Here is a 24,712-nt window from a genome sequence, read left to right as displayed (position 1 = left end):
CCACATGAATGGACCGACCTGTGAAAGACGTACCGCTCAGGACCGCGCGATCTGCCGCCATGGCGGCAGCATTGACGGCGTGCCTAGCTGTGGCCGGCTGCACCGCAAATGGGGAGGACCTGCCACAGCAGGAACAGCAGTCGGAGGGGACAGAAGAGCCGCCGCCGCTGGATGAACCGACCCACGAGCCCCTCACCACTGCTTCCAAGGATCAGGCATCGACCGTGGAGGACGAGCCAGAGGCGTTGCCTGAGGCGTCTTCCGAATCTGACGAGCACGAGGGTGAGCCCGCCCCAGCCCCGGATAACGAGGTGCTTGATGTGACCGAATTCTCTGCTGACCCCCTCCAATCAGAGGGATTCCCCGACCTGCTGACGGAGGTCCCTGAGGGCTCGCAGCTGCTGCTGGAGCAGGTCCGGGTCGGTGTCCACGAGGGGTATCACCGGATCGTGTTCGACCACGCGGGGGCGGGCGCGCCCGGATGGTCCGCCGAATACGTCGACGAAGCTGTGGAGCCCGGATCGGGCTTTCCCCTGGAGATGACCTCCGAGGCGATCCTCTACGTCGGGGTGGTGGGACTCGAGCCTGCCAACGCCAGTCAGGAAGAAGGTCAGCTTCAGGTGTCCGAACCCATCGATCCCGCTGGCACCGTCTTCTCAGAAATCGTCACCACGTTCGTCCATCACGGTTCGGCCAGCTACTACATCGGCCTCGATACGGTCCGTGAGTACCGGATCTCCGTTTGGGAGCACCCAGAGGGACCCCGCCTGATCATCGACGTCCTGGTCTGAGAGCCGGAGCAGGCCTCGGAAACCCCTTCGCCGCACTCCAGGGCGTCAGGACCGGGGGTGCGCCTCTGGGTCTCCGGCGGTCTCATTTTCCAGCTCGGGACCCGGAAGATTCACCCGCCGGTCGGCAGCCCACTGCACTACGGGACTGGGTATGAACCGCAGTCCTGCCGAGAGCGCGCGGTATTGAGCTGAAGGAATGCACACCGAGGCGCCCTGCGCATTGGCAGTCAGGCCTTCACGCACCACATCTTCTGCGTCGAGCCACATCCATTTCTTGCCCCCGCTGATGCTGATGCCGGAACGTTCGTGGAACTCGGTGCGCACCAACCCCGGGCACAGTGCCGTCACGGTGATTCCCTCCGGTTTCAGCTGCGAGTGCAGAGCTTTGGAGAAGTTCACCACCCAGGCCTTGGCGGCCGAATACGTCCCGGTGGCTGCGAAGCCGGCCACCGAGGCGACGTTGATGATTCTTCCGGCACGCTGCGCAGCCATTGCGCGGGCCGCCGTATGGCACAGCTCCATGGGAGTCTGCACGTGCAGGCGCAGCAGGTCGCGTTCATCCTGCAGGTCAGTCTCCAGAAAGTTTCCGGCCAGGCCGTGGCCAGCGTTGTTGATCAGCAGGTGGACCGGATAGGCGGGGTCAACGAGCCTTTCCTGGACCGCGCCCACTCCGTCGTCAGTGATGAGGTCAGTGACCAGTGTCTCGGCGCGAATCCCGTATTGGGCTTCTAACGATTCCGACTGGACTTCCAGCCGCTGCTCGGTTCGGGCAGCCAGCACCAAATCATAGCCCTGTGCGGCCAGTTGACGCGCGAAGGCCGCCCCCAGTCCTGCGGTGGAGCCGGTAATTACTGCGGTGTGGGTTCCCATAGGAATATCGTAGAGGGGAAGAACTACCGGCGGTGACCAAAACACTCAGCCCAGGTTCAGACGAATATGGCACGACCTAAGGAGACATCATGCGATGGAGCAGACGGGGCGAATGGGGACCGGACCTCTTTGGCGGACCGCGGCTGCGACCAGACCAATGGGCACCGCTAGAGGCCCGGGTCGTGGCTGCCGATGTCAGTGCCGTGGAACGCGTGGTCGAAGAGCTCACCGGGTTCATGGATTTCTTCCGGGAAGACGTTGACGGGGTCCCCATGGCGGGGGTCACGGACGGGCAGCTGGCGGTCAGATATGCTGCCGAGACGGACAGCTTCGGCCGCCGGGTGCTGCGCGTGTGGTTCTTCGCAGGGGGTCCAGTGGGGCAGGCGGTCCCGGATGCCTTCGAGCGGCTCCGGAAGGCCGCCATGGCACTGGTGGATGAGCTCAATGCGGAAGGAATCGAGGTCCACGAGATCCGCTGGTACGAGCACCCTTACATCAGCCGGCCCTTCTGACTCTACTGGCCGAGGTGGTCCAACTGGGCGGCGGCGATCCGGGTGATAACGCTGGGATTCAGGCCTGTCCGGTCCCTGTACATCAACTGCCCCAGCTGTTTGGCGCTGAGCGCTCCGTGCTCCTCCAACAGCGCCCGTGCCTGATCCAGCCGCTCCAACCGGTGGTTCTGATACGCCTGCACGACCGGGCCCAAGCGCCGATGCGCCGGGCCGTGGGCCGGCAGCAGCATCGTGGTGTCGTAGCCGGCCAGCCGCTGCAGGGAATCTAAGTAGTCGGTCAGCGTCCCATCGGGGTAGTCCAGCATGGTGGTTCCACGACCCAGCAACGTGTCCCCGGTCAGCATCGCCTCAGCCTCGGGCAGCCAGAAGCACACCGAATCCGAGGTATGCCCCGGGGTGTGCAGAACAGTGAGCGGCGTGCCGCTGCTGGTGATCTGCTCGCGGTCCCGAAGGGGCAGTACAGTGCCCTCACCCCCGGACAGGCAGACTCCAGGGTCCATGCCGCGCACCTCAGCACCGGTCACCGAGGACAGCAGTTTGGCCGCACCCAGGTGGTCGCTGTGCCGGTGAGTGACCAGGATCTCCGCTACAGCCCGGCCCGCGGCGACCTGCATGATCCTGCGCACATGCTCCGGGTGGCCCTCCGGCCCAGGATCCACCACGACGACGCTGTCTGCGGCTGGATCCCCGACAAGGTAGGTGTGGGTGCCCTCCAACGTCATCGGGGAGGGGTTGTCGCAGGTGACCACTTGGACTGAGGCAGGTAACGGCGTCGGCGTCGTCATGTTCTCCACCCTATGCCCGGCCACGGGCGCTACGCTGGTCGCGACGTGGTTCCACGACGGAAGAGAGCAGACCATGAGTGATCCGCACAAGACCGCCGAGTCCGAGTACTCCACCAAGGGTGCGTACGTCACCGGCGGGGAGTTCACCCGGGATACCAACTACATTGAGGACCGGGTGGTTGCGGACGTCGCGGCGGTGCAGAGCGCTGCGCCGGAAGAGTCCTCGACCATCGGTGATCCACGCATTGCCGGGCTGACCGATGGCGCGCAGGCCTGGCCTGTGGAATCCGGCCGCTACCGGCTGGTGGCCGCACGGGCGTGTCCCTGGGCGCACCGGTCCATCATTGTCCGGCGGCTGTTGGGTCTGGAGGACGCCATATCCCTGGCGACCCCTGGACCGGTGCACGATGCGCGCTCCTGGACGTTTGATCTGAGTCCAGAGGGACGTGATCCGGTGCTGGGCACTGAGCGGCTCCAGGAGAACTACTTCGCGCGCTTCCCCGACTATCCTCGCGGGATCACCGTGCCGGCCCTGGTCGACGTGCCCTCGGGGCAGGTGGTCACCAATAACTATCCGCAGCTGACATTCGACTTCTCCACCCAATGGCGCAGCTTTCACCGTCCCGGAGCGCCCAATCTGGTGCCCGAAGACCTGGTCGAGGAGATGCTGCCGGTCATTAAGAAAATCTTCACGGAGATCAACAACGGGGTCTACCGGACTGGGTTCGCCGGATCCCAGTCTGCCTATGAGGAAGCCTATCGGCGGCTGTTCGATGCGCTGGACTGGGCCGAGGAGCGGCTGGGTCGCAGCCGGTACCTCATGGGTGATCACATCACCGAGGCGGACGTTCGGCTCTTCACCACCCTGGTGAGGTTCGACCCGGTGTACCACGGTCACTTCAAGTGCAACCGCAACAAGCTCACCGAGTTCACCCACCTGTGGGCCTATGCCCGGGATCTGTTCCAAACCCCGGGCTTCGGCGACACGGTGGACTTCGACCAGATCAAAGAGCACTACTACGTGGTGCATGAGGACGTGAACCCCACCCAGATCGTGCCGCTGGGCCCAGAGTTGCAGGACTGGGTCTCTCCGCACGGCCGGGAGAAACTCGGCGGCTCGCCCTTCGGTGCGGCGACGGCGCCGGGCCCTTTGGCGGCCGAGGAGAAGCCCCCCGGGACCAACCCGCTGTAGCCGCCCAGCGCTCAGCTACAGGTGGGTCCCGCACGCGCGGTACAGTGGCAAAGATGTCGACGTGCAGGAGGATACGGGGTCATGGCAGCACATGATGAGCTCGACGGACCGTTCACGAAGCGGTACGTCGCTGTGGGGGACTCGTTCACCGAAGGGGTCGGTGACATCGACCCGTCCAGCCCCAACGGGGTGCGCGGCTGGGCCGACCGGGTGGCCGCCCAGCTGATTGAGAATGACGATTCGTGGGGTTATGCCAATCTGGCCATCCGAGGCAAGAAGCTTCAGCAGGTCCTGGATGAGCAGCTCGATGCGGCGCTGGCGCTGCACCCCACCTTGGTGACCATTTACGCCGGTGGCAATGACATCCTGCGCCCGGCTGTGAACCTCGACGGCATCATGGAACGCTACCGGTGGGCGCTGGAGAAGCTTGTCGAGTCCGGGGCCCGCGTGGTGGTGTTCACCGGCTTCGATTCAGGCAAGGCGCCGATGTTCCGGGCCACCCGTGGCAGGACTGCGATCTACAACGAATACGTGCGCAAGTTTGTGGATGACCTGAACCTGGACTTGGTGGACTTCTGGCATATGAAGGAGTTCCAGGACTGGCGGTACTGGGATCCGGACCGGATGCACTTGAGCATTGAGGGGCACATTCTGATGGCGAAGGCTGTGCTCCGGGTGCTTGGGGAGAATGATGAGATCGACGATCCGGAGCTGCAGGACCCGCCGGTCTCCTCATTGCCGGAGCGGGTCCTGGCCGAAGCTGTCTGGACCAAGGACTACCTCTACCCGTGGGTGAAGCGCCGGCTGACCCGAAAGTCCTCCGGCGACCACATCTCTCAGAAATACCCCAAGCTCACTCACCGCATCTGGTGACAGCTGGGCTCAGCCCAGAACAGAAGCCACGGCGTCGGCAAAGATCTCTGCGGCGTCGTCGACCTGCTGCTCCGTCACCACCAGTGCAGGAATGAACCGCACCACCTCAGTCCAGGGTCCGCAGGTCAGCAGCAACAGGCCTCGCTGGGCGGCTGCCTGCTGCAGGGCAGCGGCGGTGGCGGTGTCCGGGCGCCCATCGGCGTCTGCCAGCTCCACACCGACCATCAGGCCCAGCCCCCGCACATCGACGATCTGCGGGTAGTCGGCCGCAATCCTGCGCAATGCCTCCCGCAGCTGCTCTCCTCGAGCGTCGGCGTTCGCCACAAGGTCCTCTTCGGCGATCACGTCGAGGGTCGCCAGCGCGGCGGCACACGCCACAGCATTGGCACCGTATGTCCCTCCCTGGGAGCCCGGCCAAGCTTCTTCCATCACCTCGGTGCGGGCTGCGATGCCGGAGATGGGGAATCCGGAGGCGATGCCTTTGGCTAACATCTGAATGTCCGGGGTCAGCGGGTTCTCCGCTCCGCGGAAGTGGTCCATCCCCCAGAACTTCCCGGTCCGGCCGAAGCCGGTCTGCACCTCGTCGACCACCAGCAGGATGCCGTGCTTGTCAGCGCGTTCACGAAGCCCGGCAAAGAACCGTTCATTTCCTGGGACGTACCCACCCTCACCGAGCACCGGCTCCACCAGGAAAGCGGCAGTATCGGCCGGGCTGGACTGGGTCTGCAGCACCAGGTCCAGCTGCTGCAGCGCGAAATCCGTCACCTGGTCCAGATCCCAGCCCAAGTTCCGGTACGTCGAGGGATTAGGGAAGGCAGAGACGACGACGCCGGACATCAACGGTGAGAACCCGGCTTTGAATTTGGTGCCGGAAGTTGTCATTGACGCAGCCGCTACGGTGCGGCCGTGGAACCCCCCTTGAAAGACCACGATGTTGGGCCGCCCCGTCGCCTGGCGTGCCAGGCGCAGCGCCGCCTCAGCCGCTTCGGAGCCTGAATTTGCAAAGAATAGGGACTCCAGGCCGGCCGGGAGGACTTCGCCGAGCTTCGCGGTGAGCTGCTGCAGCGGCTGATGCATGATCGTGGTGTACTGCCCGTGGATGAGCTGGCCCACCTGACGCTGCGCGGCCTCGACCACCTTCGGGTGGCAGTGCCCGGTGCTGGTGACACCGATGCCGGCGGTGAAGTCCAGATGGCGGTTACCGGATTCGTCGTAGAGGTAGACGCCTTCCCCGTGGGTCGCCACCACGGGTGTTGCCTGCTTCAGCTGCGGGGAGAGGTGCGCCACGGGGTACTCCATTTCGGATTGTTGACAATCTTTATCCTGGACTAGGCTACCTATCAAAGCCCGCAATGTCACAGGGAGGAAGTGCCATGTCGCCAGTGTCCCAGGAGCGCGAAACTCAAGTCATCGATGCCGCGCCGAAGCAGCTCTACATCAACGGCCAGTGGCGCGATGCCCGCGACGGCCGTGTCCTTGAGGTTCATGACCCCTCTACCGGGAAGGTGCTGTGCACCGTGGCCAACGCCTCCCCAGAGGACGGCTGGGACGCACTGAAGGCAGCCCAGGCGGCCCAAGGGGATTTCGCCGCGATGCCGCCGCGTCAACGGGCCAATATCCTCATGCGAGCTTTCGAGCTGATGCACGAGCGCAAAGATGACCTTGCGCTGCTGATGACCCTGGAGATGGGCAAACCGCTGACCGATGCGGCCGGAGAGGTGGTCTACGCTGCGGAGTTTTTCCGCCACTTTGCCGAAGAGGCCACCCGGATAAGCGGCGGCTATCAGGATGCCCCCGCCGGCAACGCCCGGTTTCTCATCCGTAAAGAGCCGGTGGGCCCCTCCCTGCTGATCACTCCGTGGAACTTTCCCCTGGCGATGGGCACCCGCAAGATCGGTCCCGCTATAGCCGCCGGATGCACCTCGGTCCTGAAGCCCGCAGAGCTGACGCCGTTGTCCATGCTGGCCTTGGCGAAAATCCTTGAGGACGCCGGGGCGCCTGAGGGGGTCGTCAACATTCTGGTCACCTCCACTTCAGGCAAAGTCATGGAGCCGCTGATCCGCTCCGGCATCGCCCGGAAGCTATCCTTCACCGGGTCCACTCCAGTGGGCAAGAAGCTGCTGGAGCAGTGCGCCGACAAGGTGCTGCGGACCTCCATGGAGTTGGGCGGCAATGCCGCGTTCGTCGTGTTTGAGGACGCGGATCTGGACAAAGCAGTCGACGGTGCCATGCAGGCCAAGATGCGCAATTCAGGGGAGGCTTGCACTGCGGCGAACCGGATCTTCGTCCACCGCAGCGTTCTCCAGGAGTTCTCCGAGAAGCTCGCCCAGCGTATGGCGGAGCTGAAGGTCGGACGCGGTGTGGATGACGGTGTGCAGGTCGGGCCCATGGTGGACGCCTCCCAACGGGATAAGGTCAAAGAGCTGGTCGACGATGCCGTGGGCGCCGGGGCCGACGTAGTGGTCGGAGGTGAGCCTGCTGCCGGTGAGGGGTTCTTCTACCCGCCGACTGTGCTTCGCAACGTGCCCCGGCAGGCGCGGATGTGGACTGAGGAAATCTTCGGCCCCGTCGCCCCGCTGACACCGTTCGACACCGAAGCCGAAGTGCTCGAGCTCGTCAATGACACCGAGTACGGGCTGGTGAACTACGTCTACACCAATGACCTGACCCGGGCGCTGCGGGTGGCTGAAGGTATCGAGTCCGGCATGGTGGGGCTCAACCAGGGTGTCGTCTCGAACCCCGCCGCCCCCTTCGGTGGCGTGAAGGAGTCGGGCCTGGGCCGTGAAGGTGGCGACACCGGGATCGATGAGTTCCTCGAGACGAAGTACATCGGCATCGCCATGTAGCGGCCCCAGGGCCCGCAGCCGGTGCCGCGGCACAGCGTCTCTGGATGTGGGAAACTCGGCGTCATATCGGCTCCATTCCCCACATCCCGAGACGCGCTCTGGCGGTAACGGTCTCAGGTGGTAACGGCCGCAGGTGGTAACGGCCGCACCTTGGGGGAGTGCGACTGGGTGGGAATAGAGGCGGGGGCGCCGTCGTTGGCATGAAGCAAAGTTGAGCGCAGTGGACTCAAGTCAGTTTGACAAGGGTCAGCTCAAGTTCCAGACTTGAGTCGAACTCGCTCAACAGCGAGACCACCTGCTTGACACAACGCCCTGATGAAAGGAGCCCCGACATGGCCCGCGCAGTCGGAATCGACCTCGGAACCACCAACTCAGTTGTCACTGTCCTCGAAGGCGGAGAGCCCACGGTGATCGCCAACGCTGAAGGCGCACGCACCACACCGTCGGTGGTGGCATTCTCCAAGTCCGGCGAAGTGCTCGTCGGTGAGGTCGCGCGCCGCCAAGCGGTGTCAAACCCGGACCGGACCATCGCCTCCGTGAAGCGCCACATGGGCACCGACTGGGAGACTGAGGTTGACGGTAAGAAGTACACCGCGCAGGAAATCTCTGCCCGCATCCTCATGAAGCTCAAGCACGACGCCGAGTCCTACCTGGGCGAGGACGTCGCAGAAGCGGTCATCACCGTTCCTGCCTACTTCAACGATGCTGAGCGGCAGGCGACCAAGGAGGCCGGGGAGATCGCTGGCCTGAAGGTCTCCCGTATTGTCAACGAGCCCACCGCAGCAGCTTTGGCCTACGGGCTGGAGAAAGGCAAAGAAGACGAGCAGATTCTGGTGTTCGACCTCGGTGGCGGCACCTTCGACGTCTCGCTGCTGGAAGTCGGCAAAGACGAGGATGACTTCTCCACCATCCAGGTGCGCTCCACTGCCGGCGACAACCGGCTCGGCGGCGACGACTGGGACCAGCGCATCATCGACTGGCTGGTCGCCCAGGTCAAGCAGAAGGAAGGCGTTGACCTGTCCAAGGACAAGATCGCCGTTCCCCGTCTGAAGGAAGAGGCTGAGCGGGCCAAGAAGGAGCTCTCCTCCACCTCCACCGCGAACATCAACATCCCCTACGCCACACAGCACGACGGCTCCCCGGTCCACGTGAACGAGACCCTCTCCCGGGCGAAGTTCGAGGACCTGACCTCCGACCTGCTCGAGCGGACGAAGAAGCCGTTCAACGACGTCATCCGGGAAGCCGGAATTCAGATCTCGGAGATTGACCACGTGATCCTGGTCGGCGGCTCCACCCGGATGCCTGCCGTGGCGGAACTGGTCAAGCAGCTCTCCGGGAAAGAAGCCAATAAGTCGGTCAACCCTGATGAGGTTGTCGCCGTCGGCGCCGCCCTCCAGGCAGGTGTGCTGGCTGGTGAGCGCAAGGACGTGCTGCTGATCGACGTTACTCCGCTGTCGCTGGGCATCGAGACCAAGGGCGGGGTGATGACCAAGCTCATCGAGCGCAATACCGCTATCCCCACCAAGAAGTCTGAAGTGTTCTCCACCGCTGAGGACAACCAGCCCTCAGTGGCCATTCAGGTCTTCCAGGGCGAGCGCGAGTTCACCCGTGACAACAAGCCGCTGGGAACGTTCGAGCTGACTGGGATTGCCCCGGCCCCGCGCGGCATGCCGCAGATCGAAGTCACCTTTGACATCGACGCCAACGGAATTGTCCACGTCTCCGCCAAGGACAAGGGCACCGATAAGGAGCAGTCGATGACCATCACCGGGGGCACATCCCTGGAGAAGGAAGACATCGACCGGATGGTCGCCGATGCGGAGAAGCACGCAGAAGAGGACAAGAAGCGCCGAGAGGCGGCGGAGCGCCGGAACGCTGCTGAGGCATCGGCCTACTCGGTGGACAAGCTGCTCAAAGAGAATGCCGAGAAGCTGCCGGAGGACGTGAAGAACGAAGTCCAGGCTGACGTGGACGCCCTCAAGCAGGCCTTGGAGAAGACCGACAACGAGGATGAGGTCAACGCCGCCTTCGAGAAGCTGCAGGCTTCCCAGGTGAAGATCGGCGAAGCCCTCTATGCTCAGGGTGCCGAGTCCACCCCCGGTGCCGAGCAGGCACCCGCCGGCGAGACCGGCGGGGAGGACGAGGACATCGTCGACGCCGAGGTCGTGGACGAGGACGACGACGCCGAGAAGAAGTAAGGAGTCCTAGTCGATGGCCAAGGACAAGTACAACTCTGAAGCAAGCGAACCGGAGGAGCCGTTTCGCTTCACCGACAAGCGCCGATTCGACCCGGAGACCGGTGAACCCCGTCGGTCCGCAGAGGGCGAAGCCACCGTGGAGGATCGCGAAGCTGCTGCGGCAGACCCTTCGGCCGATCCGCTCGCGGAGGCCGAACGGATCCTTGCCGATGCGCCGGATGGGGCGTTCGAGGAAGCGCCGCACGCGCATGAGGAGCCGGCCGGCGAGGACAGTGATCACGAACCGCAGCTTGAGGAGCATGCCGAGGTGCTGGAGGATCCGGAGCTGCGCGAAGTCTCCTGGGACGAGGCGATCGGCGGTGGCGAGACCGAGCCGGAAGAACGGATCCAGGCTGCTGAGCAGGCGCTCGAGGACTCCGGGTACGACCGCGAGGCGGAGCTGGAGGACGATCTCCGGCGCGTGCAGGCCGAGTACGTCAACTACCGGCGCCGCGTGGAGCGCGACCGCTCGCTGGAGAAGGAGCGGGTGAAAGGCCAGCTCATCTCTGAGCTGATGCCGGTGCTCGACGATATCGCCGCAGCCCGCCAGGCGGGCGACCTCGAGGATGGTCCTCTCGCCGGCATCGCCGGGCGCCTGGAGCAGATCCTCACCCAGCAGGGTCTCACTCCGGTGGGCGAGGTGGGGGAGCAGTTCGATCCCAACGAGCACGAGGCGATCATGCAGCAGCCCCATCCAGAAATCGAGGCCGACCAGATCGCGATCGTGGTCAGGACCGGCTACCGATTCAATGACCGGCTGCTCCGTGCCGCCCAGGTCATCGTGTCCGCAGGCCCGGAATAAGTACAGGAGAGGAGGGAGACGCCGACCTGAGACAGGGGTCGCACTGAACTATGGCTTCACAAGACTGGATCAACAAAGATTTCTACAGCATCCTCGGCGTCTCCCGAGACGCCACTGCGGAGGAGATCAAGAAGGCCTACCGCAAGCTGGCCCGCCAGCACCACCCGGACAAGAACCCGGATGACCCGTCCGCCGAGCAACGGTTCAAGGACATCTCGGAAGCGCATTCGGTCCTCTCTGACCCGGAGGAGCGGCAGCAGTACGACGCCATCCGCGCCATGGGTTCCGGCGCCCGCTTCTCAGGCAGCCCCGGCGGCGACGGCGGCGGATTTGAGGACATCTTCGGCGGTCTGTTTGGGCAGGGTGGCGCGCCCGGCACAGCAGGAGGCCGGTTCGGCGGCGGTTTCGAGGACATCTTCGGCGGAATGGGCGAGCGTTTCGGCGGGCGCTTCGCCGGCTCGCCCCCCAAAGGTGGTGACCGGACGGCCAAGACCACCATCTCCTTCAAGGGGGCCGTACGCGGCACCACGGTGGGGCTGCGCGAGGCATCAGGCAATGTGATCGACGTGCGCATTCCCGCAGGCATTCGGGAAGGTCAGAAGGTCCGAGTCAAGGGCAAAGGTCAGCAGGGACCCGGCGGTGCCGGAGACTTGCTGGTGGAAGTCTCCGTACAGGACCACCCCTTCTTCGAAAGGGACGGAGACCATATCCGGATCCGGCTGCCCATCAGTTTCGACGAGGCGGTCCTGGGCGCCACAGCGGAAGTGCCCACCATTCATGGCGAGAAGGTGAAGATCCGCATCCCTGCCGGCTCCAGCACAGGTAAGACGCTGCGCCTGAAGGGTCAGGGGATCCGCCGGAAGAACAGCTCTGGGGACATGCGCGTGGTTCTTGAAGTGGTCGTCCCGCAAGAGCTTAATGAAGAGGCCGAGGCAGCAGTGCGCGCCTACGCTGCGGCAACCAACGGGGTGAACCCCCGGGAAGGCCTGGAGGCTCAGGCCGCGTTGTAAGTGGTGAAGGGAGGTGGAAGACGTGTCATACGCCAAAGTGCGCATTCGGGAGAACGTCGCGGAATACGGTGAGGACCCCAGGATGTTGGCTGCGACCCACCGCCATGATCCACTCTTTGTCATTTCCGTGGCGGCTGAGCTGGCAGACATGCATCCGCAGACTCTTCGCCAGTACGATCGTCTCGGACTGGTGACTCCGCGACGCCAGGGGGGCAGACATCGCCGTTATTCCCCGTACGACATCGAGCAGCTGCGGCAGATCCAACAGCTGAGCCAGGAGGGTGTCTCGCTGGAAGGGATCCGCCGGATCATTGCATTGCAGAACCGGGTCGAGGAGCTCGAAGAGCAGGTCAGTGATCTCCGCCATACTTTGCGCAAAGCCCACCGGGACTCCGGGGGCTCACGGGTCTTCGCCGTCGGGTCCCGGGGTGAGGTCGTCACAGTGGCTCGCGGTCAGCGGCCGCGCCCGATCGGCCGGGAACTCATTGTCTGGCGCTCCGCCAGGTAATCTTCCGCGCGCGTCCGCCGGAGACAAATCTCCGCCCCGTAGAATTGCCAGGTGAAAATGTGGAGGTGGGCAGGTGTCGTCGCTGGCGGCGCGGTGCTGACCCTGCTGAGCTCCTGCGGGGGTGAGGACGAGCGCGCAGAAATCGCCGAGGCGGCGGAGACTTTGGCCGCGGCCCTCTCCAGCGGAGACTTCTCCGAGGTGCACTTCAGGTCTGGTCAGGCCTCCACTCTCGCTACTGCGGCGGAGAACCTGCATGAACCCTTCACCGAGCTCACTCCCGAAGTTCGGGTGGCCCAGACTCAGGTGCAGGAGCCGGCCGAAGATTCCGTCCGCCCCCCGACAGCTGAAGTGACCTTTGATCACAGCTGGGATCTCGAGGAAATCGGCGTCGACGGTGAGAAATGGGAGTACTCCACCCATGCGGACTACGTCTATGACCAGGATTCGGACACCTGGCTTCTGGAGGGCGAGACCGAGCTGATCCTTCCTGACTATGCCGGCCACGAGACGGTGAGCCTATCCACCACCGGGGCAGACCGCGGACGGATTATGGACGGTACCGGGCGCGCCATGGTCTACAACCGTTCAGTGGTGCGGATCGGCCTGGACAAGTCGCAGCTGGACTCCGAAGAGAGCCAAACGGAGGCCGCCCAGGAGCTGGCTGATGTGATCGGGATCGACGCCGCAAGCTATACGGAGAAGGTCCGCGCCTACGGCGAGGAGGCGTTCGTCGAAGCCATTGTGGTGCGCACCGAGGGTGGGCATGTCACTGCAGCCGACGTGGAGGACCTGCCCGGGGTGCACCTGGTCTACGACGAAATGCCGCTGGCGGAGAGCTCGGACTTCGCCCCCCAGCTGCTGGGCCGAGTCGGTGACGTCACCGCAGAACACCTGGAAGCTGACCCCACCCTGCGGGTCGGGGACACCGTGGGAGTCTCCGGAATTCAGTCGGTCCATGACTCGACCTTGCGCGGCAGCCCCGGCGTCAACATTACCGTTGGCCCCTCTGTGCGCTACTCGGTGGATCCCCAGCCAGGAGATGACGTCCAGACTGGCCTGCTTCCCAGAGTGCAGGACCTGGCTCAGGAGATCGCCGACGCGCAGGATGTGACCACCGCCCTGGTGGCCATCCGTCCCTCGACCGGGGCGATCATCGCCTCGGCCACTCACAACCCTGATGCGCCGCAGGTCAATACTGCTATTGAGTCCACGTTTGCCCCTGGCTCCACATTCAAAATGGTCTCCGCCTTGGCCATGCTGCGGGACGGGATGAGCCCCACCTCGAGTGTGCCGTGTCCCAACTCGGTCACCGTCCACGGCCAGCAGTTCCGGAACGTGGCTGGCTTCCAAGACCAGTATGTAGGGCACATCCCGTTCAACACGGCAGTGGCCGTCTCCTGCAACACCACCTTCGCTGGGGCGTGGAATCGAGTCAGCTCCGCAGAGCTCGTGGAGGCAGCCCGTGACTTAGGCATGGACAACGACGTCGGCATCGGCGTGCCGGCCATCAAGGCTCGGGTTCCCGAAGATGCTGACCTGAACCTCCATGCGGCCAATCTCTTCGGTCAGGGAACCGTGGAGACCTCGACGCTGGGGATGGCCGCAGCCGCTGCGTCCATTGCGGACGGCCGGACGGTGCATCCCTGGTTGGTGGAGCGGGAGGACGAGCCTGACGGGAACGGTCTCAGCGAGCGAGAGGGTGAGCAGCTGCGCGAACTGATGCGCGGCACCGTGCAATACGGCACGTTGCGTGATCTGGACCCGATCCCTGGCCCCACCGTCTACGCCAAGACCGGCACTGCTGAGGCAGGCTCTGGCGATGACTCGTATTCGCACACCTGGGTGATCGGCTCCCAGGGTGACCTCGCCGTCGCGGTCTTCCTGGAGGAGGGGGAGTGGGGGTCCTCGACCAACGGGCCGCTGATGCGTGAGTTCCTGGTGGGAGCACGTGAGATCCTTGCCGATCAGGACAGCTAGACTCACTCCCTATGGCTGAGAAGCATTTCCGCAGAACCTTATCTTTTGTGCGCCGCAGCAACCGTCTCAAACCCAGCTATCAGCGGGCCTGGGATGCAGCGCTGGGCCAGGAGCTCCTGGACATCCCGCACGGAGAGCGGGACACCGCGGTGGCAGAAGGGTACCGGGTGGACTGGCGCGCCGAGTACGGCCGCACCGTCCCATTGATCCTTGAGATCGGCTCCGGCTCCGGAGAGGCGGTGGCAGCGGCCGCCGCGGCTAACCCAGAGACGGACTTCCTGGCCGTGGAGGTCTACCGCCCCGGCGCTGCCCAACTGGCAGCCCGTATCCGCCGGGAGGGCCTGACCAATGTGCGGGTCGCCTGTCTGGACGCTGTGGAGGTCGTGGACAAGCTGCTTCCGCCGGGGCTGCTCTCCGAACTCTGGGTCTTCTTTCCCGACCCGTGGCACAAGGCGAAGCATAAGAAGCGGCGGCTGATTCAACCGAGCTTTGCGGAGAAGGCCGCCCGGGTCATCGCCCCGACCGGAGTGTGGCGCCTGGCCACCGATTGGTCAGATTATGCGGTGCAGATGCGCGACGTCATAAGTGCCTCCCCGGCATTCCGCAACCCCCATGCCGGTCAGCGGGCGGGAGAGGAGTCCCCCTTGACCAAAGTCCGCAGCGGTGACCTTGACGCCGCGAGCCTGGGAAAAGAGACGCACCCTCTGCCATTGGAGCAGGCGTTGGATTCTGCAGGCGGTTGGGCGCCGAGATTCGAGGCACGAGTGGTGACGGACTTTGAGCAGAAGGCCCTGGAGGCCGGCCGGATGATCTTTGACCTCAGCTTCGTCCGTCAACCCTGACGGTCACAGGGCCAGCCGATAGCCTCGTTTGACCACGGTCTGGACCGCGCAGGGGTCCGGCAGCGCCTGGCGCAGTCTGGAGATCCACATTTCAAGACCGTGGACGGACCCACACTCTGGAAGCACCCCCAGCAGGGACTCGCGTGAGATGACTGCGCCGCGGGCCTTGACCAGCGCGCGCATCACTGACATCGGCCCGGCAGCCAGCTGCACCGGCTGCGCGCCGGGAAGGTGAACCACATTGCCAATGATCTCCACCGTACCGCCGGAGGTGCGGAGACATAGATAGTGCTCCTCACCCCAGGCGTCCTCGGTAAGCCCCGTCATTCTCGACCTCCTCGCGGATCAGCGTAGAACAAGGTGGTTACCGCCCTTTGTCGAGGATGTGAACCCAGGATGTCCGATTTCTCACGCGAAGACCTGGTACCGCCCGGGGCATCGGCTTTTTCTGTGAGGACGCCCCAATGTTGCGAACGATTTGCAGTTGTTCTTGCCAGTTGTTGATAATAATTCACATGAACATGAAGAGGTCTCTACTGTCCCTTGCGCTGCTTTCGTCCCTCGTGCTCTCCGCATGCGGCGACACCACCGATGATGCGGACCAACCCGATGATGCTGACGCGGAAGCCACAGGCGCGGATGACGGTGGTGGCGAAGAGGGTACCGAGAATGAGGATGAGGAGACGGAGGAACTCGAAGAGACCGAACCGGTGGAGCCCTCCGACCGTGAAACCCGCCAGGTGGGCGGGCCGGAGCCGCGGCTGGTAGTGACCCACGACGGTGGGGTCGCAGTGCTCGATGGTGTCAGCACTGAGCTCCTGGGCAACTTCGCGGTGGAAGCCTCAGCGCGGGTGAGCGAGGCTGGCGACGGACGGCACGCGTTCATCGCAGAGGAGCAGAGTTTCCGACTCCTTGATGTGGGGACCTGGGGGGCTCCGCACGGTGACCATAATGACTACTTCACTACTGACCCGGTGCTGACAGATACGAGCATAGAGGGGGAGTCAGCTGCCCATATGTCCTCACATGGCCGCATGGGCACCGTGTTCTTCGACGGGTCCGGCGAGTACCACTGGTTCCAGCTGGAGGACCTTGACGCAGAGACGGAGCTGGAGACCGAATCCGCCGAGTCAGAGGGGACTGACGAAGGCCTCGCTGTAGTCCTTGATGACGGTTCCCGGGTGCACGCGTCAGGGGCCGACACGGATGCGCGCGTGGTCGATGCTGACGGCGAGGAGAGGGCTCGCAGCCAAGACTGCCCTGGCATTGAAGGTCAGGCATCCGGGCCAGAAGGCGTACTTGTCCTCGGATGCGAGGACGGCGTGCTGGTCTGGACCGGTGACGACTTTGAGAAAATCGAAACCGGGGAGGAACGATCGGGCATTGGCCACTTGGTGGGGTCCGAGGAGTCCCCTGTCTTCCTGGGTGACTACCGCACAGCGGAGGACGGGCCGATGACCGAGGTGGCGTTGGTCAACACTTCCTCCGGTGAAATCACTACCACCAGCGTGGACGTGTCCTACGAGGCGCGGAACCTGCAGCGCGGGCCCGACGGCGAGGCACTGGTGCTGACCGACGACGGTCAACTGCACATCATCGATGCGGACAGTGGGGAACATCTCGAACATCTGCAGGTCGTCGAGGAGTGGACTCAGGCGGAGGGCTCTGAAGTGCCGAGCCCCACTATTGGTGCCAGTGGGGATCTCGTCTATGTCACCGACCCTGAAGCTCGGCAGATCCATATTGTGGATCTCACCGAGGGGGAAGTGATCGTCAGCGGTGATCTGGACTTCGTGCCGAATGACTTCGTGGTCGTCGACGGTCGGCCCATCGAAGGTGTCTCGGAGGAGTACGACGGGGATCATGAGGACCACGGCCACGAGGACCACGATCATGACGATCACGGGCACGACGATGAGCATGATCATGGACATGACAATGAGGAGCACGGCCACGACGAGCACGGCCACGACGATCATCACGACGATGATGAGCATCACGATCACTGAGGGACCCTTGCGGGAAGACCTCCCGGCGTTGCTGTGTTGTGGAAACGGTGAAGGGAACCCACATACACACGGTGCAGTGCAGGGATACCGCTGAGAGGCGGGACCCTGCGGGGGTCCCGAGGTCGGCGCCGTCTCTGAGTCCCGCTGCGGGGACCTGGGCTCTGGTCACGTGGTAACAGGCCGCAGGAGACTGGTCATTTCCGGCCTGCTCACCGCTCCGGTAGTCATCTGGGCGGTGGTGCCAGCCAGTCAGTTGGACTACTGGGCCTGGGTGTCTCTCGCCCTGAGTCTCACTGTGGTATTCGGGGCCGGGTGGCCGGTTCATTCAGGTGCGGCACAGAGTGCCCGGCGGGGTAGGGTCACCACGGACACCCTCGCTTCTGCGACCACCGTGGCGGTTCTGGGCTTGTCCCTGCACGCACTTATCTTGGGTGATCTCCGCGATCCCGCAGCGCGACAGCCGTGGCTACCCCTCGCCCATCCGTGGTGGACGGCGGCCGATGCGGGTGGTACCGACCGGGCCTACTTCGAGGTGGCGGCGGTAGTGACCACTGTGGTGCTGTTGGGCCGCTATCTCGGAAACCGGGCGGGGGTCCCGCCGGGTGAGGTGGGGTGGCCCACAGCGAAATCTGAGCCCCCATCCGCCGCATCACCTCGGGTTGCATCACAGGACGACTTTGCGCCGCGTCATCATCCCTGCGGGGCCTTCGTGCCCTCGATGTTGCTGGTGAGCACCCTGACTGCGGGCCTGTGGCTTACCTTCGGCGCCACACATCAGGCGGCGATCACAGCAGCCGTCGCTGTGCTGGTCGTGGCCTGTCCTGGTGTGTTGGCGCTGGGCGTCGCGACTGCTCTGCTTGCCGGAGCTCGGCGAAGTGCGCAGCAGGGAATCCGGATCAGACATCCGGCAGTGCTGACAGCGGCCACAAGGATTGACACTGTGGTGATGTCCAAGACCGGTACCGTGACGACCGGGCACATGCAGCTCACCGCGCTGCTTTCCGCCCGGCACGGGGGTGATCAAGACGCCGAACCGTCTCTGCTCCGCTTGGCCGGGAGTCTCGAGACGGGCTCTGAGCACCCGATTGGACGGGCAATTGTGGCCGCCGCACAAGAGGCTTTCGGCTCCCACAGCGGCCGCCTGCCGCAGCCGCAGAACGTCCGGCAGCACCACGGCATGGGGGTCTCCGGGGACGTCGAGGGTCACCGGGTCATCGTCGGGCGTCAACGCTTCATGACGGCATGCGGTGTGGACCTTCCCGATGCCGTCCGAGACCTGCTGACAGAAGCACAGAATCACGGCAGCACGACTGTCCTGGTAGCCATCGACGGGGCGTTCTCCGGCGTCCTCATCTTGTCCGACACGGTGCAGGAGTCCTCGACTGAGGCCCTCGAGGTGCTGACGAGACTAGGTGTGGAGCCGCTGCTGCTGACCGGTGACAACGAAGGTGCCGCTCGTCGGGCGGCGGCAGCGGTCGGCATTGGCACCGTGGTGGCTGACGCCCCGCCGCAGGAAAAGGTGGCCCTCGTCAAGACGCTCCAGGCTCAGGGCCGGGCGGTGGCGGTCATAGGTGACTGCGTCGAAGATGCTGCCGCGCTGGTCCAGGCTGACCTTGCGATCGGCCGAGGCGTGGATCCCGGAGGCGGCACCACAGCGGATCCAGTGGGTGCTGGTATCACTGTGGCTCGAGGTGACCTGCGCTCTGCAGCTGATGCCGTGCTGCTGTGCCACCGCACCCTGCGCACGGTCCGCACCAGCATCTTCCTCACGTGGACGTACTACGCTGCAGCCACACCTCTGGCTGCTTTCGGACTGCTCAACCCCAGCGCGGCGTCGGCAGTGATGGTGCTGGCAGGATTCGGTGTAGTCGCGCGCTCTTCCCGCCTGGGACGGTGTCAGATGGCCGGTCCCCGTCGGCCTACACTGACCGAGTGATTACTCCTGCGCACGGTGTCGTGCTGATGCTTGTGGGGAGTCTGGCGATGGCCGGTTCAGCCTCCATCATCTTCAACCTGGACGCGGAGCCGATGACGGTGGCGGCCTTCCGGTGCCTGCTGGCGGTACCGATGCTGCTGCCGTTGGTGATCTGGGAGATGCGCCGTGTGGACTACCGGCAGGCGTTGCCGCGCGCCACCGTCATCGGAGCAGTGGTGGGTGGGGTGGCCATCGGCGTGGACTACAGCTTTTACAACACCGCCATCGGTCTGATCGGACCGGGACTGGCAACAGTGCTGATCAACCTCCAAATTGTCTTCCTGCCGCTGATCGCGTGGCTGATTGAAGGTGTGCGGCCCATGAAGCAGCTGGCGGTCATTGTGCCGCTGATGGTCGCCGGAGTCGCCCTGACTGCAGGAGCTTTCAGTCAAACGGAGCTGAACCTATTCGGGGTGGCCGCAGGCCTGATCGCCGGAGCCGGCTATGCGACGTACTTAGCAATCATCCGCCGCAGCGCCCCGCCAACTTTGCGCCCGGCGCCCTTCACCGTGCTGGCCATCGTCTGTCTGGCCTCGGGGCTGACTGCAGGCACCGGGGCCGTGGGCTCCGGACGGTTCGATGTCCCGGCCCAAGTCTCGGAGTGGGCCTGGCTTGTGGCGCTGGCATTCATCGGTCAGGTCGTGGTGTACCTGTGCTTCAACATCGCGATGACCGGTCTCAACGAGATACTTACCAGCACCCTGATGCTGACCAGCCCAATCTTCGCCATCGTGCTGGGGTTCCTGCTCTTTCAAGACGCCCCCAGTGCCGGGCAGCTGCTGGGCTGTGCCACGATTATCGCCGGCGCCTGGTGGACCGCTGCGGCCCAGCGTCACTCCCGGTAATCTACCGGGATGACGACGACACCACCCGAGGTGAGGCCCCACGGGCAGTACTTCTGCGCCGTCTCAGGGACGTTCTATCGGGCGACTTGAGGCCATAGGCTCACACGGCGTGATCGACCCCAGCCGGCGCCGACCGGGGCTGTGGCACTTAGCGCTCTTTCGGTGGAATGAAGCGGGAGCCCCTCAGGTACGGCTCCAGCGTTGAGCCCATCAGCCTGCCAAGCCACGTGGTGGTGAGGAGTACAGATCCCGCAGGATTCCCTCCAGTGAGTGCAGCCCCCTGAGACTATGACCCCGCGGCCAGCACAGCCGCACCTCCGCCCGAGGCGCATCGTTGATGGGCGCATAGCGAACTCCTATGGGGCGGTGCTGCTCGGCGGTGGCGCGGGTGGCTACGCCGACGCCGCGCCCGGCAGCGATCGCGTCCAGCCACTGGTCCATGCCCTCGACGTCGAATGCCCGCAATGGACCGAACCCGCCGGGCCACAGATTGAGGTCCAGATCCGAGCGAGAGTTGACCACCAGGGGGCGGCCGGCGAACTCTTTGAGCTTCACACTCCGCCGTCTGCCCCAGAGGTCGTTGTCGGCGCACGCGGTCACCAGCTGTTCCGTACCTACGACGGTGCTCTGATACGTGGTGGGATCCGGTGCCCTGCGCAGCACAGCCGCATCGGTCAGTCCCTCCGCCATGCCCCCGAGTGCGCCCTGGGCGTGAATCAGTCTCAAGTCAACGTCCGGCTCCACTTCCCGCCACTTCCGCTGCAGAGCAGGAGTGTGCCGTCCGGCGGCGGACGCTATATACCCCAAGCGCATCATATGGTCTCCACGAACCGCCGACTCGATGGAATCCGCAAAAGCCAGCAGGTGCCGACCCCGCTCGACCGCCAGCCGGCCCTCAGAGGTCAGAGTGGTGCGCCGCGAGCTGCGGACCACGAGTTGCACCCCCCAACTGGCTTCCAGAGTGCGCAGGACGCGCGAGACCTGCGGCTGTGAAATGCCCAGTTCTAGTGCGGCGTCGGTGATGGTCCCAGCTTCTGAGATGGCGACCAAGCACTGGATATGGCGCAGTTCCCATTTCATGCACTTAGCGTATATGAGCGTCGTGGTCTGCATTTCTTACTCCCAGCGAAGCGGCGCAGAATGCCTTTATGCGCGACTGGATACAAGGGCGGCCAGGCCGGGGCTTCGCTGTGATCGCCACCAGCGCGCTGAGCACCCAAACTGGCGCGGCAGTCGGTTCCCTCGCCTTCGGGACCCTCGGCCCCTTGGGCGTGGTGGCGATCCGTCAGATGGCCGCCGCCCTGGTGTTGTGCTCGGTTGCCCGGCCCGCACTGCGGCGATTCACGGCGGCTCAGTGGAAGCCGGTGGCGCTGCTGGCGTTCTTCTTCGCGGCGATGAACGCTGCGCTGTACACCGCATTGGACCGCGTGGGCCTCGGCACAGCAGTCACCATTGAGTTCCTGGGTCCGTTGGCGGTGGCAGTCTGGTCCTCACGCAGAGGCAGGGATTTGCTGGGGGTGGTCGTGGCGCTGATCGGGGTCATTCTGCTCACCCGGCCCAGTCCCACCACAGACTTCTTCGGCATCGGGGTAGCTCTGATCGCCGCGGGGTGCTGGGCCGGCTATATCCTCACCAATCGGGTCGTCGGCACCAGGGTCCCCGGTGTCCAGGGCACAGCAGCCGCCACAGTGCTTTCCTCACTCGGAATGATTCCGGTGCTGGTGCTGGTCATAGGGCACGCACAGCCGCCCTGGCAGGCGTATCTCTTGGCATGTGCCGCTGGACTGCTGGCCACTGCCGTCCCCTATGCCCTGGACCTGGTGGTGCTGCGCCAGGTGAGCCCGTTGATCTTCGGTGTGGGCATGTCCCTGCACCCGCTCTTCGCTGCCACTATTGGGATGCTGCTGCTGAGTGAGCAGCTGCCGGTCATTGCGTGGGCGGGCATTGTCCTGGTGGTGCTCAGCAATGGGCTCACTCTCCCCGGGCCCCGTTCGGCGGCTGGTGCTGCCCCCGGTCTGCGGCTGCGCAGAGGGCGCCGCAGGGGACCTGCGCCGGAAGCCGCTATCCGCTGATACCGTCACTGCCATGGACATCCGAATCTCCGCCTACGCCGTCATCACCGACAGTGACAACCGCATGCTGCTGCCGCACTGGATGGAGCAGGGGTTCGGGTCGGGCTGGACGGTGCCCGGCGGCGGCATCGACCCTGGAGAGGACCCTGCTGACGCGGTGGTCCGCGAGGTATTCGAGGAATCCGGATATCAAGTGGAGGTGGCTGAGCTGCTGGGCATTGATAATTTGGTGATCCCGGGGGAACGCCGGACCCCATCGTCCGGCCGTCGCGGCATCGCGCTGCAGAACTTGCGGATTGTCTACCGCGCACACATCACTGGCGGCGAGCTCACTGTTGAGACCGACGGCTCCACCAACGACGTCGCCTGGTTCACTCCTTCGGAGATAGACCGTCTGGACCGCGTTTCGCTGGTGGATACGGCCCGCCGGATGGCCGGGGTGATCAGCTGAGCAGCGGTTGAGCTGAGTCCCATATCTCCCGAAACGCGGGGATGAGCGAGGCCACCAGCAGTAGCGCCATCACAATGTTGAAGGCTCTCATGTGAGCTGGGCGGGAAATGACCCGGCCCGCCCCCACCCCCAGCAGCGCCCACGCCACGGTGCACGGGGTGCTGAACACCAGCGCGAGGCCGGCGATGACGAGGACTTCTGCGAAAAAGGAGTTCCAGAAGCCGGTGTAGGTGGACACCGCCGCCACCACCAGGGTCCACGCTTTGGGGTTGACGAACTGAAACAGCGCCATCTGGGTAAAGCTTGGCGGTCGTCCCCGGCCGCGGGCACTGACATCTGTCGGTGCAGTCGCAATGTGCCATGCCAGCCACAAGAGGTACAGCGCCCCGACCGGTCGCAGAACGTCCAACACCCAGGGCCACTGCGCCAGGACCCCGCCCAATCCACCACCCACCAGGATCAGCATCGCGGGAAATCCCACGTTGACGCCTGCAATGCAGGGCACAGTCCGTCTGAGTCCATAGTTGGCCCCAGCGGCCATGGCGATGGTGTTATTCGGCCCCGGTGTGCCAGCACCGGCGATGAAGAACAGGATGATCGGCAGGAAAGTCGTCACTATGCACAATCTACTTGTTCCCTCCCGGTGAAGCCCCCCGCCCGGCAGAGCTTCCCTCAGTGTGAGAGACGGTCCCATTGGGCGGCGTCGAAAGCCTCGGGTGCCAACGCTGACATGTGCCGCACCGCATTGTCCTGCTTCAGCCGCCAGACCCGAACCGCCTCCTGCGCCCGGCCGGCCAGCAGCGCGGCGAGAATGCGCCGGTCATCGCTGATCAGCCGCTCAGCTGCGGGGGAGTAGTCCAGCTGGAGCACTGAAATGAACATGCGTACCCGCAGGGTGAGAGCGTGGAAACTCCGAGCGGACTGGGTCAGTCCGGAGGCCTCGGCCAGCTCTTGTTGAAAGCGCAGATCTGCCTCGCCGGCGTCCATCCTTGTGCCTTGTCTTGCCACCGCCTCCAGGGCACCCAGAGCCAGACGTGCCGGCAGGAGCCGATGCTTGGGTTGGCCTGCGCAGGCGCGCAGTATCACCATCCCCACGTGCAGCCTGGAGGCATAGAGGTCAATGACATCAGCACCGGTGAGTTGTGGAATCCGGAAACCTCGTTCACTGAAAGTCAGCAGTCCGTCATCGGCGAGTTGGCGCATACCCGTCCGAATAGTGGCCGGATCCAGGCCCAGCCGTTGTGACATCGCCGAAACGCTGATCCGGTCCCCGGGGGTGAACCCGGAGTCAGTCATCTCCTTGCGCAGCGCCACCGCGATTTGCTCGGTCGCAGAGAGCTCCACCCGCGGCAGCCACCTGCTGCGCTCGGAACGCCCCGGTGAGGGAAATTCGGCCACCGTGAGCCGATTTGAGTCAGAAGTCACAGAAGTTTCCGTCGACCCCTCCCCGCGCACCCATCGGACACCGTGCAGCCCCCGGCCGGCCCGCGCAGCGAGCTGGTGCAGCAGCTCCGCAGGGAGAGCGGATGACGAGGGTTCGCAGGCACTGAGCAGGTGCGCCACTCGCGCCAAGAAACTCTCCCACGGCACCTGACCCGGGACCCAACGCGCCACCCCACCACAGGGCATCTCGGAGGCGGGCTGGGACTCGGTGGTCCGTTCTGTGGTCCAGGCGGCGGCCCCAGAGACCCACAACGCTGCCATCACTGCCGCCGCGCGCCGCTCAAAGAGCCGGCGACGAGCCGCGCTGGGGGTCTCCACGGGGGCGAAACGAAGCCTGATCTGGGGGAACTCCACCAGAAACTCCACCAACTGCAGCGGCCCCGCTTCCGGCGATGTCGCGTCATGAACGCAGTCAGCGACCGGTTCTGCTGGACCACCGAGTGTGGCGGGATGGCGGATTCGGGCCACAGCCCGTGAGGTCAGGCTTTGACTCAGTCCCGTCAACTCCGCGAGGCTGCGCGTGGAGTAGGCGGGGGTGCCCACTCGGGGCCCGGCGGTGGCCAACACGCTGGCCACGATGTCATCAGCGGTCTCCTGCATGCGGGGGCGGCCCCGCGGAGGCGGTGTCATAGGCACCATTGAAGCACTTTTGACTCAAAAAGAAGAGGGGGC

At 64.7% G+C, this 24,712-nt stretch carries 23 protein-coding genes; 16 read left to right on the top strand and 7 right to left on the bottom strand.

What is annotated here, in order from left to right; genetic code table 11:
- Positions 1-20: 20 nt before the first annotated feature.
- Positions 21-791, top strand: a complete 771-nt coding sequence (locus FEF27_RS03905) for an AMIN-like domain-containing (lipo)protein (RefSeq protein WP_138169516.1) — start codon at positions 21-23, stop codon at positions 789-791.
- Positions 792-836: 45 nt separating this feature from the next.
- Here FEF27_RS03905 and FEF27_RS03900 read toward each other — a convergent pair whose 3' ends face one another.
- Entirely contained in the window at positions 837-1,661 is an 825-nt protein-coding gene (locus tag FEF27_RS03900; RefSeq protein ID WP_138169515.1) for an SDR family NAD(P)-dependent oxidoreductase, read from the bottom strand.
- Between the two features lie 89 nt (positions 1,662-1,750).
- On the opposite strand from FEF27_RS03900, the gene FEF27_RS03895 reads away from it, so the two are divergent.
- The gene (locus FEF27_RS03895) at positions 1,751-2,173 is read left to right on the top strand and encodes a hypothetical protein (protein ID WP_138169514.1); all 423 of its coding nucleotides are present in this window, start codon (positions 1,751-1,753) and stop codon (positions 2,171-2,173) included.
- 2 nt (positions 2,174-2,175) lie between these two features.
- Here FEF27_RS03895 and FEF27_RS03890 read toward each other — a convergent pair whose 3' ends face one another.
- On the bottom strand, positions 2,176-2,958 hold the full coding sequence (locus FEF27_RS03890; RefSeq protein ID WP_166429900.1) for an MBL fold metallo-hydrolase: 783 nt from the start codon (positions 2,956-2,958) through the stop codon (positions 2,176-2,178).
- 73 nt (positions 2,959-3,031) lie between these two features.
- Here FEF27_RS03890 and FEF27_RS03885 point away from each other — a divergent pair, with 73 nt between their 5' ends.
- Together FEF27_RS03885 and FEF27_RS03880 are read left to right on the top strand one after the other, a co-directional pair.
- Positions 3,032-4,150, top strand: coding sequence for a glutathione S-transferase family protein (locus FEF27_RS03885; RefSeq protein ID WP_138169512.1), 1,119 nt, complete (start codon positions 3,032-3,034; stop codon positions 4,148-4,150).
- An 81-nt stretch (positions 4,151-4,231) separates the two neighbouring features.
- Positions 4,232-5,023: an SGNH/GDSL hydrolase family protein gene (locus FEF27_RS03880; protein WP_138169511.1), complete on the top strand. Its 792-nt coding sequence runs from the start codon at positions 4,232-4,234 to the stop codon at positions 5,021-5,023.
- A gap of 9 nt (positions 5,024-5,032) precedes the next feature.
- Here the strand turns inward: FEF27_RS03880 and FEF27_RS03875 are convergent, their stop codons facing one another.
- Positions 5,033-6,310 (bottom strand): aspartate aminotransferase family protein, encoded by a 1,278-nt coding sequence (locus FEF27_RS03875; protein ID WP_138169510.1) that lies wholly within the window; start codon positions 6,308-6,310, stop codon positions 5,033-5,035.
- Between the two features lie 86 nt (positions 6,311-6,396).
- Between FEF27_RS03875 and FEF27_RS03870 the strand changes: the two genes are divergently transcribed.
- The 7 genes from FEF27_RS03870 to trmB all read left to right on the top strand — a co-directional run bounded on the left by FEF27_RS03870 (position 6,397) and on the right by trmB (position 15,245).
- The gene (locus tag FEF27_RS03870; protein WP_138169509.1) at positions 6,397-7,869 is read left to right on the top strand and encodes an NAD-dependent succinate-semialdehyde dehydrogenase; all 1,473 of its coding nucleotides are present in this window, start codon (positions 6,397-6,399) and stop codon (positions 7,867-7,869) included.
- 332 nt (positions 7,870-8,201) lie between these two features.
- Entirely contained in the window at positions 8,202-10,067 is a 1,866-nt protein-coding gene (gene dnaK / locus FEF27_RS03865; RefSeq protein ID WP_138169508.1) for a molecular chaperone DnaK, read from the top strand.
- Positions 10,068-10,080: 13 nt separating this feature from the next.
- Positions 10,081-10,908 carry a nucleotide exchange factor GrpE gene (locus tag FEF27_RS03860; protein ID WP_138169507.1) on the top strand — a complete coding sequence of 276 codons (828 nt, stop codon included), beginning with the start codon at positions 10,081-10,083 and terminating at the stop codon, positions 10,906-10,908.
- A 50-nt stretch (positions 10,909-10,958) separates the two neighbouring features.
- Entirely contained in the window at positions 10,959-11,918 is a 960-nt protein-coding gene (locus tag FEF27_RS03855) for a DnaJ C-terminal domain-containing protein (RefSeq protein WP_138169506.1), read from the top strand.
- Positions 11,919-12,000: 82 nt separating this feature from the next.
- Positions 12,001-12,426 carry a heat shock protein transcriptional repressor HspR gene (locus FEF27_RS03850; RefSeq protein ID WP_138169591.1) on the top strand — a complete coding sequence of 142 codons (426 nt, stop codon included), beginning with the start codon at positions 12,001-12,003 and terminating at the stop codon, positions 12,424-12,426.
- Between the two features lie 57 nt (positions 12,427-12,483).
- Positions 12,484-14,403, top strand: a complete 1,920-nt coding sequence (locus FEF27_RS03845) for a penicillin-binding transpeptidase domain-containing protein (protein WP_243729061.1) — start codon at positions 12,484-12,486, stop codon at positions 14,401-14,403.
- An 11-nt stretch (positions 14,404-14,414) separates the two neighbouring features.
- Positions 14,415-15,245 (top strand): tRNA (guanosine(46)-N7)-methyltransferase TrmB, encoded by an 831-nt coding sequence (trmB, locus tag FEF27_RS03840; RefSeq protein WP_138169504.1) that lies wholly within the window; start codon positions 14,415-14,417, stop codon positions 15,243-15,245.
- Between the two features lie 3 nt (positions 15,246-15,248).
- Here trmB and FEF27_RS03835 read toward each other — a convergent pair whose 3' ends face one another.
- Positions 15,249-15,572: a winged helix-turn-helix domain-containing protein gene (locus tag FEF27_RS03835; RefSeq protein ID WP_138169503.1), complete on the bottom strand. Its 324-nt coding sequence runs from the start codon at positions 15,570-15,572 to the stop codon at positions 15,249-15,251.
- A gap of 188 nt (positions 15,573-15,760) precedes the next feature.
- Here FEF27_RS03835 and FEF27_RS13460 point away from each other — a divergent pair, with 188 nt between their 5' ends.
- The 3 genes from FEF27_RS13460 to FEF27_RS03820 all read left to right on the top strand — a co-directional run bounded on the left by FEF27_RS13460 (position 15,761) and on the right by FEF27_RS03820 (position 20,074).
- A complete protein-coding gene (locus FEF27_RS13460) occupies positions 15,761-17,254 on the top strand; it encodes a hypothetical protein (RefSeq protein ID WP_138169502.1) in 1,494 nt (497 codons plus the stop codon).
- A gap of 169 nt (positions 17,255-17,423) precedes the next feature.
- Positions 17,424-19,190: a heavy metal translocating P-type ATPase gene (locus FEF27_RS03825; protein ID WP_138169501.1), complete on the top strand. Its 1,767-nt coding sequence runs from the start codon at positions 17,424-17,426 to the stop codon at positions 19,188-19,190.
- Positions 19,187-20,074 carry a DMT family transporter gene (locus FEF27_RS03820; protein ID WP_138169500.1) on the top strand — a complete coding sequence of 296 codons (888 nt, stop codon included), beginning with the start codon at positions 19,187-19,189 and terminating at the stop codon, positions 20,072-20,074. The genes FEF27_RS03825 and FEF27_RS03820 overlap by 4 nt, the downstream gene beginning before the upstream one ends.
- Before the next feature lie 210 nt (positions 20,075-20,284).
- Here the strand turns inward: FEF27_RS03820 and FEF27_RS03810 are convergent, their stop codons facing one another.
- Positions 20,285-21,154, bottom strand: coding sequence for a LysR family transcriptional regulator (locus FEF27_RS03810; RefSeq protein WP_166429899.1), 870 nt, complete (start codon positions 21,152-21,154; stop codon positions 20,285-20,287).
- 68 nt (positions 21,155-21,222) lie between these two features.
- On the opposite strand from FEF27_RS03810, the gene FEF27_RS03805 reads away from it, so the two are divergent.
- Positions 21,223-22,146, top strand: a complete 924-nt coding sequence (locus FEF27_RS03805; RefSeq protein ID WP_138169498.1) for an EamA family transporter — start codon at positions 21,223-21,225, stop codon at positions 22,144-22,146.
- A 13-nt stretch (positions 22,147-22,159) separates the two neighbouring features.
- Complete coding sequence (locus tag FEF27_RS03800) at positions 22,160-22,597, top strand: NUDIX hydrolase (RefSeq protein WP_166429898.1); 438 nt, start codon at positions 22,160-22,162, stop codon at positions 22,595-22,597.
- Here FEF27_RS03800 and FEF27_RS03795 read toward each other — a convergent pair.
- Both FEF27_RS03795 and FEF27_RS03790 read right to left on the bottom strand, forming a co-directional pair.
- On the bottom strand, positions 22,590-23,213 hold the full coding sequence (locus tag FEF27_RS03795) for a LysE family translocator (protein WP_208009653.1): 624 nt from the start codon (positions 23,211-23,213) through the stop codon (positions 22,590-22,592). The two genes, FEF27_RS03800 and FEF27_RS03795, sit on opposite strands and share 8 nt — an antisense overlap.
- 56 nt (positions 23,214-23,269) lie before the next feature.
- Positions 23,270-24,670, bottom strand: coding sequence for a GntR family transcriptional regulator (locus tag FEF27_RS03790; protein WP_166429897.1), 1,401 nt, complete (start codon positions 24,668-24,670; stop codon positions 23,270-23,272).
- Positions 24,671-24,712: the final 42 nt, after the last annotated feature.

This window comes from Nesterenkonia sphaerica (assembly GCF_005771565.1).
Taxonomy (GTDB): domain Bacteria; phylum Actinomycetota; class Actinomycetes; order Actinomycetales; family Micrococcaceae; genus Nesterenkonia; species Nesterenkonia sphaerica.
Note: the sequence above shows the minus strand (reverse complement) of the source record. Positions and strands in the feature narration are given on the sequence as shown.